Origin of the sequence: Brachybacterium paraconglomeratum (assembly GCF_039541415.1) — a bacterium.
In the GTDB taxonomy this organism is placed as follows: Bacteria; Actinomycetota; Actinomycetes; order Actinomycetales; family Dermabacteraceae; genus Brachybacterium; species Brachybacterium paraconglomeratum_A.
This window is the reverse complement of sequence record NZ_BAABGE010000005.1, coordinates 202893-215352: the sequence shown is the minus strand read 5'-3', so window position 1 is coordinate 215352 and position 12460 is coordinate 202893. Positions and strand designations below refer to the sequence as shown.

13 protein-coding genes are annotated in these 12460 nt (G+C 67.7%); 8 read left to right on the top strand and 5 right to left on the bottom strand.

Annotated elements, in window-relative coordinates; genetic code table 11:
• Position 1: 1 nt before the first annotated feature.
• Positions 2–895 carry a hypothetical protein gene (locus tag ABD893_RS08555; RefSeq protein ID WP_345078341.1) on the bottom strand — a complete coding sequence of 298 codons (894 nt, stop codon included), beginning with the start codon at positions 893–895 and terminating at the stop codon, positions 2–4.
• A gap of 36 nt (positions 896–931) precedes the next feature.
• The gene (locus ABD893_RS08550) at positions 932–1561 is read right to left on the bottom strand and encodes a GNAT family N-acetyltransferase (protein ID WP_345078339.1); all 630 of its coding nucleotides are present in this window, start codon (positions 1559–1561) and stop codon (positions 932–934) included.
• Between the two features lie 70 nt (positions 1562–1631).
• On the opposite strand from ABD893_RS08550, the gene ABD893_RS08545 reads away from it, so the two are divergent.
• From ABD893_RS08545 to ABD893_RS08525, 5 genes are all read left to right on the top strand, one after another.
• Positions 1632–2297, top strand: coding sequence for a 5-formyltetrahydrofolate cyclo-ligase (locus ABD893_RS08545; protein ID WP_345078337.1), 666 nt, complete (start codon positions 1632–1634; stop codon positions 2295–2297).
• A gap of 78 nt (positions 2298–2375) precedes the next feature.
• Positions 2376–2711: an FmdB family zinc ribbon protein gene (locus ABD893_RS08540; protein ID WP_345078335.1), complete on the top strand. Its 336-nt coding sequence runs from the start codon at positions 2376–2378 to the stop codon at positions 2709–2711.
• A 182-nt stretch (positions 2712–2893) separates the two neighbouring features.
• Positions 2894–3526, top strand: a complete 633-nt coding sequence (locus tag ABD893_RS08535) for an SAF domain-containing protein (RefSeq protein WP_345078332.1) — start codon at positions 2894–2896, stop codon at positions 3524–3526.
• 61 nt (positions 3527–3587) lie between these two features.
• Positions 3588–4025 (top strand): large conductance mechanosensitive channel protein MscL, encoded by a 438-nt coding sequence (mscL, locus tag ABD893_RS08530; protein ID WP_345078329.1) that lies wholly within the window; start codon positions 3588–3590, stop codon positions 4023–4025.
• Between the two features lie 5 nt (positions 4026–4030).
• Positions 4031–5017: an HhH-GPD family protein gene (locus ABD893_RS08525; protein ID WP_345078326.1), complete on the top strand. Its 987-nt coding sequence runs from the start codon at positions 4031–4033 to the stop codon at positions 5015–5017.
• Positions 5018–5086: 69 nt separating this feature from the next.
• Here ABD893_RS08525 and ABD893_RS08520 read toward each other — a convergent pair whose 3' ends face one another.
• The 3 genes from ABD893_RS08520 to ABD893_RS08510 form a co-directional block, all read right to left on the bottom strand.
• Positions 5087–5590, bottom strand: a complete 504-nt coding sequence (locus ABD893_RS08520; RefSeq protein ID WP_345078323.1) for an amino-acid N-acetyltransferase — start codon at positions 5588–5590, stop codon at positions 5087–5089.
• The gene (locus tag ABD893_RS08515) at positions 5587–6570 is read right to left on the bottom strand and encodes a VTT domain-containing protein (protein WP_345078320.1); all 984 of its coding nucleotides are present in this window, start codon (positions 6568–6570) and stop codon (positions 5587–5589) included. Before ABD893_RS08515 ends, ABD893_RS08520 begins: the two co-directional genes overlap by 4 nt.
• 195 nt (positions 6571–6765) lie before the next feature.
• Entirely contained in the window at positions 6766–9360 is a 2595-nt protein-coding gene (locus ABD893_RS08510; RefSeq protein WP_345078317.1) for an ATP-dependent Clp protease ATP-binding subunit, read from the bottom strand.
• Positions 9361–9617: 257 nt separating this feature from the next.
• On the opposite strand from ABD893_RS08510, the gene ABD893_RS08505 reads away from it, so the two are divergent.
• The 3 genes from ABD893_RS08505 (at position 9618) to ABD893_RS08495 (ending at position 12444) form a co-directional block, all read left to right on the top strand.
• Positions 9618–9860 (top strand): DUF6458 family protein, encoded by a 243-nt coding sequence (locus tag ABD893_RS08505; RefSeq protein ID WP_345078314.1) that lies wholly within the window; start codon positions 9618–9620, stop codon positions 9858–9860.
• A 218-nt stretch (positions 9861–10078) separates the two neighbouring features.
• Positions 10079–11563: a malate:quinone oxidoreductase gene (locus ABD893_RS08500; RefSeq protein WP_345078312.1), complete on the top strand. Its 1485-nt coding sequence runs from the start codon at positions 10079–10081 to the stop codon at positions 11561–11563.
• Positions 11564–11658: 95 nt separating this feature from the next.
• Complete coding sequence (locus ABD893_RS08495; RefSeq protein ID WP_345078309.1) at positions 11659–12444, top strand: (Fe-S)-binding protein; 786 nt, start codon at positions 11659–11661, stop codon at positions 12442–12444.
• Positions 12445–12460: the final 16 nt, after the last annotated feature.

Sequence of the window (12460 nt, the reverse complement as noted above, 5' to 3'; positions counted from 1 at the left end):
CTCAGGCCCGTCGGCGGGCGAGGATCTCGTCGAGGTGCAGATCCTGAGCCGGTGCGAAGTTCTCCTCGACGGCTTCGAGCTCCTCGACCTGCGCACCCTCGAGCGGCACCGTGGTGGCCAGGATGCTCTGTCGGTGGGCGGCATGGCGGGTGGCGAGATCGTCCACCTCACCACGCATCGTGTAGGTGGGGCGGGGCACGGGACGGGGGGTCCACTCCCCCGGCCGGGTGGTCTGCTGAAGTGCGCGCTGAGCGGCATCCTCGAGCGGAGTGCTCTCGTCAGTCGCCGCAGAAGGAGCGGGCTCGATGGCGTCGGCCACCGCGACCGGGCTGGACGCACGGTCCACTGCTGTCGCACGGCGCCGCGCGGTCTCCTGCTCGGCCCGCTGCTGGCGGGCGCGGGTCACGGCACGGGTCTGCCGCGACCTCCGCTCGAGCTCGCTGCGCCGCAGCCCCAGCAGATAGATCACGGTGCCGATCAGCGCGATCACCGGCAGCCACCAGGTGACGGTCTGAGTGACAGCGAGACCGATCAGCACCGCCGTCGCCAGGAGCATCCCACCCAGCACCACGCGCAGCAGACGACGGGAGCGGACGCGCTCCTGGGCGGGGTCGATGCGGGTACCCGGCTCGGCGTCGAAGCGGGGACGGCGTGTCGGATCAGCAGGGCGAAGGAGCAGACGGTCCTGGGACATGGACGGGTTCACCTCAGTAGGCATGCGGCGGGCGTGGACGGCCGCGGAGAGGTCCCGCGCCTGGGGGGTCATCTCGGCTTCGTCCGCGGCGTGGGCACGGCCCATCACCTCACGACGACTCGCGGTGCGCGGCAGGGCATAGGCCAGCCACAGCAGCAGCAGGATGCCGAAGAGGACGGCTCCGAGATTGATGGACTCCACACCCACAGAGTAATGACACGACTGTGATTCCCCTGGTCACGTCGTGGGCGTGTCGGAAGGAAACTCGTATTGCAGCCGTCTCAGCACCCCGCGGCCGTCATCGCCCGTGGCCACTTCCTCTGCGGTGAGCGCGAAGACGAGATGGTCGCGCCACGCACCATCGACGTGTATCGCCGCGCGCCGCATCCCCTCCGACCGCAGGTGGAGCTTCTCGACCACGCGCAGACTCGCAGTGTTCTCCGGTCTCACCGTGACCTCGATCCGGTGCAGTCCCAGCTCGGCGAAGAGGTGGTCGATGACCAGCGCCACCGATCGCGGCACCAGGCCGCGCCCCGCTGCCTCGCGGTCGATCCAGTACCCGAGCACCGCAGTGCGCAGGGCTCCGTATTGGATCGGGCCGGCGGTGATCTGTCCGATCACGGCACCACCGCGGAGCGTGATCGCCAGCGGCAGGTGCGTACCCAGCCGTGCCTGCTGCTCGTTCCAGCGACGTAGAGTGCGGAAATCGATCCCGGCCCGACCGCGATCCGGATCGCTCGCATCCCATGGGCGCAGCCAGTCTGCATTGCGCGCCCGCAACCGGTCGAAGTCTGTGCGGTCGCGCCGCCGCAGGGGTCGCAGGGTCAGCTCGCCGTCGTGCAGGGCCAGCGGCCACACGTGAACCATCGCGCCATCGTAGTCGCCAGCACGTCTCCCGCTGACCCTCCACGCGAGTGTCCTATGGGACCCTGTCGTCATGGATCCAGAGACGATGGCGTCGAAGAAGCGGGAGCAACGCCGGCAGCTGCGAGCCGGGCGAGCCGCAATCTATGCAGGCGAGGGCGGAAGGGCCCGACGAGCCCAGGAAGCTCAGCAGCTGCTCGAGCACGCCGAACCCCTGATCGCCTCCGTCGAGACGGCCGTGGTCGCCGCGCGGCAGGCAGGCACTGCCATGCCTCTGGTCGCCTGCTTTCACCCCACCCCCACCGAAGCCGATGTGATGCCGCTGGCCCACCGGCTGGCGCAGACGGGAGCTCGACTGGTGTTCCCTGCTGCCGACGCGGGCACCGAACTCGAGTGGATCTCCTGGGATGGAACCTCCGAGTTCCAAGACTCTCCCGGACGCGGCTTCGGCAGAGAGCCGCAGGGGAAGCGGCTGGGCGTCGGAGCCCTCCACGAGGTGATGCTCGTGCTCGCCCCCGCCGTCGCTGTGGACCGTTCGGCCACCCGGATCGGTCACGGGGCGGGATATTACGACCGTGCCCTGGCCACGATCCCGGAGAGCGCCCTGGTGGTGGCCGTGGTCCACCCGAGCGAGCTGCTGGAGGAGGGGTCACTGGTGCGAGGGGAGCATGATGTGCCGATCCCGCGCGTGCTCACCGCCGACGGGCTGGTCTCGCTGATCACGTCCGAGCGCGCCTGAGGGCTCTGCAGTCGTAAGATGGTCGGCGGTCAGCCCTGCGGCGGACCCGTGCCCATCGATCATCCCGGAGGATCCCGCGTGCCCACGTACGTCTACGCCTGCAAGAGCTGCGCGCACCGTTTCGAGCAGTATCAGAGCTTCAGCGAAGATTCCTTGGTGACCTGCCCCGAGTGCGCCGAAGATGCACTGCGCAAGGTCTTCGACTCGGTGGGCATCGTCTTCAAGGGATCGGGCTTCTACTCGACCGATTCCCAGACCTCGGGGGCCTCCACGGCCGCCTCGAGCTCCTCCAGCTCTTCAGAGTCCGCTGCCGACACGTCGACGACCTCTGCTGCGCCCGCCGCTGCTGACTCCTCGACCACGGCCAGCTCGTCGGCCACGTACGCACAGCCGGTCGCCGCTGCGGCGTCCTGAGCTCGGAAATCCTGAGCTCACGCTCTCCTGAGTTCACGCTCTGCAAGGGCCTGCAGCGCGCTCTGCGCGGCACTGCTCTGCGCTGCCGTGCTCAGGTCTCGACCGTTCCTCCCCATCGAGTGGTCATCCACCGTGGGGCCCCAGCGACCCCACCGGGAGAGCCAGCGGCCTAGCGTCCAGGCATGCTCTCCCGATTCCGCCATCATCTGCCGCATTGGCGCCGTGTCCTCCGCCGCCGTCGGCGCCTCCTCGCGGTGCTGGCGCTCGCGGTAGCGGTCACCGCGGTACTGCCCTCGTTCCTGCCTCCCTCGGCCCAGGGAGTCCGGGTGATCGTCGCGAACGAGGATCTGCCGGTCGGGACGGTGCTGGGACCCGAGCATCTGCGCACTGTGCGCACCGCCGTGCAGCTGGTGCCTGCCGAGGCACCGACCAAGGCCGAGGACGTGCTCGGCCGCACCACTGCACTACCTGTTCCTGCCGGCACCCCGCTCCTTGACCCCTATCTCTCAGCGGATGGACAACCTGCCCTTCCCAAGGGGGCGGTCCTGATGGTGGTGCCGGTACCCGATCTGCTCGCTCCGCATCTGAGCCCGGGCACCGATATCGAACTCCTCGTCGCCAGCACCTCCCAGGATGCCCGCAAGAGCATCGCCGCCCAGGTGGTCCGGTCAGTCCCGACGACTGCCCCCGACGCCGCCTTGAGCGGGAGCGGCACCGGCTCCTCCCAGATCCTGGTGGCCGTGGGCCGTTCCCGTGCAGGAGAACTGGCTCACGCTCTCGGCGCGGGCACCCTCATGGTCGCGGTGATCGGCTAGAGTCCGGGCGGAACCGCTTCCGTGGCTCCTCCCTTTCCCCCGAATCAAGAAGGATGATCCCATGAAGGGTTTCAAGAACTTCGTCATGCAGGGCAACGTCATCGACCTGGCGGTCGGTGTCGTCATCGGCGGCGCCTTCACCGCTCTGATCGGCGCTTTCGTATCCGGCCTGATCCAGCCCGTGATCAATGTCTTCGGCGGCTCCAACGTCAACGGACTCTCGTTCAAGATCATCGGCGCGAATGAGGCCACCCGCGTGGACTTCGGTGTCGTCATCTCCGCGGTCATCGCATTCTTGATCACCGCTGCTGTCGTCTACTTCGTCTTCGTGATGCCGATCTCGGCCGCTCGCGCGATGGATCGCAAGCGTCGTGGCCTGCCCGAGGAAGAGGAGACCGCGGTGTCTGAGGACATCGTCCTGCTCACCGAGATCCGTGACGCGCTCACCGCGCAGCGCGGCGGCCCGGTCCAGCCCGGCGGCACCACCCCGCAGGTCTGATTTCCATGAGCGGTGCTTCGGCACCATCCACGAGCGGCGCGGGTCGGGACCATCAGGTCTCGGCCCGCGCCGTTCGTAGTGCCTCCCCCACCGACGTCGCCCCGGATGACCCCTGCTCTGCTGTCGACGAGGGGTCGATCGACGCTGTCATCGCGTGGTTCGCGCGCAGCGGCCGTGATCTGCCCTGGCGGCACGAGGGAGTCTCGGCCTGGGCGATCCTGGTCTCCGAGGTGATGCTTCAGCAGACTCCCGTGGTCCGGGTGCTGCCTCGTTGGCAGGAGTGGATGGAGCTCTGGCCCACGCCTGCTGATCTCGCCGATGCCTCGACCGCAGAGGTGCTGCGCCGCTGGGATCGGCTGGGTTATCCGCGACGGGCGCTGCGGCTGCAGGAGTGCGCCCGCGCCATCGTCCGCGAGCATGGCGGTGAGGTGCCTCGCGGGGAGGAGGCGCTGCGTGCTCTGCCGGGGGTCGGTGAATACACCGCCGCGGCAGTCACCGCCTTCGCCCACCATGGACGCGCCGTCGTGGTCGACACCAACATCCGGCGTGTGCTGACCCGTTCCCGTCGGGGTCGTGCGCTGCCGGATCGCTCCTACAGCGCTGCGGAGCGCCTGCTCGCCGCCCGCAGCCTCCCCGCCGAGCCGCAGCGCTCCGTCGCCTGGAACCAGTCGGTGATGGAGCTGGGGGCGCTGGTCTGCACCGCACGGTCGCCGCGCTGCGAAGAATGCCCCCTGGCAGCTGAGGGCTGCGCATGGCTGGCCGCAGGGCGCCCCGCACCAGAAGCAGACACTCGACGTCGCCAGAGCTTCGAAGGGACGGATCGGCAGATGCGCGGCCAGATCATGGCTCTGCTGCGTCGTGACGGCGCTGCGCTCGAAGAGCTGCTGCTCGCCCTGGATCCCGAGGACCCGGCTCGTGTGCAACGCTGCACCGCCTCGCTGATCGCCGACGGGCTCGCGGTCCGCGTCGGCGAGAGTCTGCAACTGCCCTGAGTGACAGGGACCCCTCGGGGGTCGGTGGCTGCGGTGTCGAGCAGCCTGATCAGCTGTCGAGCCGCCAGATCAGCTGCTCAGCTGCCTGATCATCCGCGTGTTCCCCAGGGTGTTGGGCTTGACCCTGGCGAGATCGAGGAATTCCGCGATGCCCTCGTCGAGTGAGCGCAGCAGCTGGTTGTAGAGCTCGGGGTCGACGCTCTCGCTCATCACCTCGAAGCCGTGGCGGGCGAAGAACTCCACCTCGAAGGTCAAGCAGAACACCCGCTGCAGCCCGAGTTGGAGGGCGCGCTCGAGCAGAGCCTCCAGCAGGCGATGGCCAAGACCGGTTCCCCGCTGGTCGTCATGGACCGCCAGGGTGCGCACTTCGGCGAGGTCCTCCCACATCACGTGGAGGGCGCCGCAGCCGATCACCTGGCTGTGCTCATCCGTGGCGACCAGGAACTCCTGGATCGACTCGTAGTAGGAGACGAGGTCCTTGCCCAGGAGCACCCCGGTATGGGTCATGGGCTCGACCAGCGAGTTGATCGCGCGCACATCAGCGGGCAGTGCGGGGCGGATGGTGATGCTCATGCGGGGCTCTCCTCGCCTCGGGCTGCGCTCGGGGATTCAGCGCTGACAACGATCGGTGCGCCGTGCGGGAGCCCCGGGCGGGGCTGCGTGAGCGCAGGATCCGAGCCAGCGGAAACTTCGGTGTCGGGCCACCGTGTGGGGTCGTGCTCAGCCGTGGACCGCTCAGCTGTCGATCGCTCGGCTGTCGATCGCTCAGCAGTCGATCGCTCAGCTGCTGATCGCTCAGCGGCAGAGAGCTCGGCGCTGGGAGCTGCGGCTTCGGGCTGCGGGTCTGCGGGGTCCTCGATCGCGGAGCCCTCGGTGGAGGACTCCCCTTCGTGGGTTGTGCCCTGCGCCGCACCCTCCGCTTCCTCACGGCGTTCGGCACGACGGTCCAGCGCGCGGTGCACCGCGTTGATCAGCCGCTCGACGAGCAGAGCCATCACCACCGCGGCGATCAGCGCCACTGTGATGCCCAGCAGGTGGTTGTCTTCGAACCAGGCCCCAGCGAGGGCTCCGATGGCGCAGGAGTAGACCGCCCAGACGAAGGTGGACAGCAATGAGCGGGGCCAGAACTCCCGGTGGGGGTAGTGCACGGCACCAGCGACGAGGTTGACTGCGGTACGGCCGAAGGGGATATAGCGGGCGGTCATGAGGAAGACCAGGGCGCGCTTCTGCAGGCCCCGGTCAGCGGCCTCGACGGCGGCGCGCCCCTTGCCCTCGCGCAGGAACTTGAAGCGCTCGTAGCCGATCTTGTTGCCGAGCAGATAGCCGAGGTTGTCCCCGGTCCAGGCGCCGATCCAGGCGGCGAGGCCGATCAGGATGATCGATGGCTTGCCCGAGCTCGACCAGAGGGAGGAGAGCGTGACGATCGTCGATTCGCTGGGCACCGAGGGGAAGAAGCCGTCGAACGCGGCGAATCCGTACACCACGAAATAGACCCACCAGGCATCGGCGAGTGTCATGATCCATGACTCCAGCTGGCCAGTCAGCGACAGCATCCAATCGATCACCTGAGCTATCGGTCCTCTCCCTGAGATTCCGCGGTCAGCCGCTCCAAGGCAGCAGGTCTCACGGTTCGTTCAGCCCGGACGCGGTCGGTGAGCGTCCGGGCTCCATGCGCACGGCGGAGAACAGCGGGGTGGCCCACCGGTGCCGGCCCCACCTCGTCGAGGCGGGGCCGGCACCATGCGTGATCAGGCGCTGGCGTCCGCGCTGTCCGTGCCCGGTGCCTCCGAGCCTTCGACGTCCGAGCCTTCGGCCTGGGTCACGACGTCCACGCGAGCCTGGGTCATCGACTCGAGATCGACGACCTCGGAGATCGGCTCCAGAGCACCATGCTCGCCACGACGGGCGAAGGTGAGCTCGCCGAGCAGACCCTCTCCCTCGGCGTCGACCACGATCTCGTCGCCGACCTGGATCTGACCGAACAGGATCCGCTCGGAGAGCGTGTCCTCGATATCGCGCTGGATGGTGCGACGCAGCGGCCGAGCTCCGAGCACCGGGTCGTACCCCTTCTCGGCCAGCAGACCCTTGGCCGCTGCAGAGAGGGTGAGGGACATGTCCTTGTCCAGCAGTCGCTTCTGGAGCTTGGCGATCTCCAGATCGACGATCTGGACGATCTCCGTCATCGAGAGCTGCGGGAAGACCAGCATGTCATCGACACGGTTGAGGAACTCGGGCTTGAAGTGCTGCTTGAGCTCCTCATTGACCTTCGACTTCATCCGCTCGTAGTCGGTGGAGAGGTCGCCGCCCGCGGTGAAGCCCAGAGACACGCCCTTGGCGATGTCGCGGGTGCCGAGGTTGGTGGTCATGATGATGATCGTGTTCTTGAAGTCCACGACGCGGCCCTGCGAGTCGGTGAGGCGACCATCCTCGAGGATCTGCAGCAGCGAGTTGAAGATGTCCACATGGGCCTTCTCCACCTCGTCGAACAGGACCACGGAGAAGGGCTTGCGACGCACCTTCTCGGTCAGCTGGCCGCCCTCGTCATAGCCGACGTAGCCGGGGGGCGAGCCGAACAGCCGCGAGGCGGTGTGCTTCTCGCCGAACTCGGACATGTCCAGCTGGATCAGCGCCTCTTCGTCTCCGAAGAGGAACTCGGCCAATGCCTTCGCCAGCTCGGTCTTGCCGACGCCCGTGGGCCCGGCGAAGATGAACGAACCGCCTGGACGCTTGGGGTCCTTGAGGCCCGCACGGGTGCGCCGGATGGCACGGGAGATGGCCTTGATGGCCTCGTTCTGCCCGATGACCCGCTTGTGCAGCTCGTCCTCCATGTTGAGCAGTCGCGAGGACTCCTCTTCGGTGAGCTTCACGATCGGGATGCCCGTCGAGGCTGCCAGCACCTCGGCGATGACCTCTTCGCTGACCGTGGTGACGGCGTCGGATTCGCCGTGGCGCCAGGCCTTCTCCTTCTCCTCGCGCTCCGTCTTGAGCGTCTGCTCCTGGTCCCGCAGGGAGGCGGCGAGCTCGAAGTCCTGTCCGTCGATCGCCTCTTCCTTCTTCTTGCGGGTCTCCTCGATGCGCGCGTCGAACTCCTTGAGCTCGGGCGGTGCGGTGAGGCGACGGATGCGCAGGCGCGCGCCCGCCTCATCGATCAGGTCGATCGCCTTGTCCGGCAGGAAGCGGTCGTTGACGTAACGGTCGGCGAGGTTCGCGGCGGCCACCAGGGCGGCATCGGTGATCGTCACCTTGTGGTGCGCCTCGTAGCGATCGCGCAGACCCTTGAGGATCTCCACGGTGTGCGCCACGGAGGGCTCCTCGACCTGGATCGGCTGGAAGCGGCGCTCGAGCGCGGCGTCCTTCTCGATGTGCTTGCGGTACTCGTCGAGGGTGGTCGCCCCGATGGTCTGCAGCTCGCCGCGCGCGAGCATCGGCTTGAGGATGCTGGCCGCATCGATCGCACCCTCGGCGGCACCTGCACCCACGAGAGTGTGGATCTCGTCGATGAACAGGATGATGTCTCCGCGGGTGCGGATCTCCTTGAGCACCTTCTTCAGGCGCTCCTCGAAGTCACCGCGGTAGCGAGAGCCAGCGACCAGGGAGCCCAGATCCAGGGTGTAGATCTGCTTGTCCTTGAGCGTCTCGGGAACGTCGCCCGCGACGACGGACTGCGCGAGCCCCTCGACCACGGCGCTCTTGCCGACACCGGGCTCGCCGATCAGCACGGGGTTGTTCTTGGTGCGGCGGGAGAGCACCTGCATGACCCGCTCGGCCTCATGCTCGCGGCCGATGACCGGGTCGAGCTTGCCCTCACGGGCAGCCTGGGTGAGGTTGCGACCGAACTGGTCCAGCACCAGGGAACCGGCAGGCTGTCCCTCGGCGGGGCCGCCCGCATTGGCCGGCTCCTTGCCCTGGTAGCCGGAGAGCCGTTCGATGACTTCCTGGCGCACGGCCGACGGCTCTGCCTTGAGGCGGGAGAGCACCTTGACGGCAGTGCCCTCGCCCTCGCGGAGCAGGCCGAGCAGGATGTGCTCGGTACCGATGTAGTTATGTCCCAGCTGCAGCGCTTCGCGCAGGCTCAGCTCGAGGACCTTCTTCGCCCGCGGCGTGAAGGGAATGTGGCCGGAGGGCGTCTGATTGCCCTCGCCGATGATGTCGCGAACCTGCTCGCGCACGGCATCGAGCGTCACGCCGAGAGCTTCGAGAGCCTTGGCCCCGACGCCCTCGTTCTCGTGAATGAGGCCCAGCAGAATGTGCTCGGTACCGATGTAGTTGTGATTGAGCAGTCGTGCCTCGTCCTGCGCCAGGACAACGACGCGACGGGCGCGATCAGTGAAGCGTTCGAACATGGTCCTCCCCCGTCCGGTGGTGGTGATGGATCGAGACTACGCGGATCCGAGAGGGATTCCTCGCCTGTTCGCCGCTGGCGTGACAGGTCGTCGCTCCAGGACTCGGAGGAGGGGATACCGACCGATTCCGCATGCCGACGATGACGCTGTGTCCAGCAGCCGCCACGCGCCCCGACCTGATGGTCGAGAGGGCGGAGAGCTGGTCTCACGACACGTAAGATGACGCACGTCATATTCCCTGCCTGAAGGAGCAACCCATGGGCGCCATCGTCGGCGGAATCATCCTGTTCGTGCTCGGTGCCATCTCGCGCTTCGCGCTGGAGTTCGATCTGCCGGGAGTGGACTCCGCCATGCTCGGCACCATCCTGATGGTCGCCGGCGCGGTGCTGTTCATCGTGGGCCTGCTGCTCTCGCTCCGTTCCCGCAAGACCGTGGTGAACACCCAGAGCGCCCCGGGGCACACGGTCTCCGAGCGTCGGGACCCCCCGCCCACCGTCTGATCTCCGCCCTCCTCCAGCGCAGAGGCGACGCGCCGAGGCGGGCCCAGTCACGGCCGCAGGGCCTCCGGCGTGCACCGGAGGCCCTGCGTCTGCTCGAGGAGGCGGCGGCGGAGCGGCCCGGACACGGGATACGCTGGATGCCACGACCGCCCGGGGCTCCATGACGCGACATGCCGACCGGACTTGAGGCGTGTGACGTGCACTGCGAACGGAGAGATATGGCTGACCTGGACGTGACCCGTGCGGATGCGGTGCTGATCGGTGGCGGTATCGCCAGCGCGACGCTCGCCGCGATGCTCACCGAGCTCGAGCCGAGCTGGAACATCGTGGTTCTCGAACGACTTCATACCCTGGGTGCGGAGTCGAGCGATGCCTGGAACAACGCGGGCACCGGCCATAGCGCGCTCTGCGAGCTGAACTACACCCCGCAGGACGTCGACGGCTCCGTCAGCCCCGCCAAAGCGATCACCATCAACGAACAGTTCCAGGTCTCGCGACAGTTCTGGTCGCACCTGGTGGAGAACGATCGCATCGGCGATCCCTCGAAGTTCATCCACAAGGTCCCGCACATGAGCTTCGTGCAGGGAATGGAGAACGAGGACTACCTGCGGCGACGGCATGAGGCCCTTGCCGCGAACCCGTTGTTCGACCGCATGGAGTTCACCACCGAGCACGCTCAGCTGGCGGAGTGGGCTCCTCTGATCGCCGAGGGCCGACCGGTCACCCAGACCATCGCCGCCACCCGCTCCGCAGACGGCACCGACGTCGACTTCGGCGCCCTGACCCGCCAGATGCTGGACTTCGCCGCGCGCACCGGCACCACGGTCTCCACCGGTTCCGAGGTGGTCGACCTGCGCCGCATGGGTGAGGATTGGGGCGTCATGGTCCGCTCCACCAAGGATGACTCGCTCCGGGTGGTGCGCGCACCGTTCGTCTTCGTCGGCGCTGGCGGCTATTCACTGCCGTTGCTGCAGAAGTCAGGGATCGATGAGATCCGCGGCTTCGGCGGCTTCCCGATCTCCGGCCAGTGGCTGCGCTGCACCGATCCCGAGGTCATCGCCCGGCATGATGCGAAGGTCTACGGCAAGGCGGCGGTGGGGGCGCCGCCGATGAGCGTCCCGCACCTCGACACCCGCTTTGTGGACGGACAGCGCTCGCTGATGTTCGGCCCTTACGCCGGCTGGTCCCCGAAATTCCTCAAGACCGGCAGCTACATGGACCTCTTCGAGTCGATGAAGCCCTCGAACATCACCCAGATGATGGCCGTCGCTCCCCCGAACCTCGATCTGATGGTCTACCTCGGCTCGCAGCTCGCCTCCACCCACCATCAGCGCTTCGAAGCTCTGCGCGAGTACATGCCGGCCGCCCGGGAAGGCGACTGGGAAGAGATCACCGCCGGGCAGCGAGTCCAGGTGATCGCCCCCGACAAGGCCAAGCACGGGGTGCTGCAGTTCGGCACCCAGCTGATCACCGCCGCAGATGGCTCGATCGGCGGCATGCTCGGAGCCTCACCCGGCGCGTCGACGGCCACCAGCATCATGCTGGGCATGCTCGAGAAGATGTTCCCGCAGCGCATCGAGTCCTGGCGACCCATGCTCACGCAGATGATCCCGAGCTGGGGGCGGTCGCTCTCAGAGGATGCGGACGAGGCGCACCGCACGCTCTCGCGCACTGCCGAGGCGCTGGGGCTGAACCACGCCTGAGCTCTCGCTGACGCGGCCGATCGTCTGCCGACCGCGTCCCCGTCTCCGTGCGCACGACTGCAGCAGGGCGCACGACTGAGGAAGAAGGACCACGGATGCGCATCTCGCTGATGACCACCTGCCTGGTGGATGTGATGGCCCCGGACGTCGCTCGCGCGACCGTCATCCTGCTGGAGCGGCTCGGGCACCAGGTGGTGTTCGACAAGCGCCAGACCTGTTGCGGCCAGATGCACACCAACTCCGGTTACTACACGGAGGCCGCTCCGGTGGTGCGCTCCTTCGTCGACACCTTCGAGCCCGCGCTCGACACGGTCGACGCGATCGTGATGCCCTCGGGTTCCTGCGCCGGGTGTGTGCGCGACCAGCATCAGCTGGTGGCTCGTCACGAGGGGGACAGCGACCTGGAAGAGCGTGCCGCGGCGGTCTCGGCAAAGACCTATGAGCTCTCCGAGCTGCTGGTGGATGTGCTCAAGGTGACCGACGTCGGCGCATACTTCCCGCACTCGGTGACCTACCACCCCACCTGCCACTCGATGCGGTTCCTGAAGGTGGGTGCCCGCCCGCTCAAGCTGCTGCGGGCAGTGGACGGCATCGAGGTGAAGAACCTCCCTGAGTCGGACACCTGCTGCGGGTTCGGCGGCACCTTCTCTGTGAAGAACGATGCGACCAGCGATGCGATGGTGACGGACAAGGCCGCCAACGTGGTGCGCAGCGGGGCAGACTTCGTGGTCGCCGGCGACGCTTCATGCCTGATGAACATCGGTGGCAAGCTGCGCCGTACCGGCGCTGCACCGAAGTCGGTCCACCTGGCGCAGATCCTCGCCTCGACCAAGGAAGACCCCTTCGTCCCCTCGGAGACCATCCTGGGGCGCGCCTCATGAGCACCAGCGCCGGTCG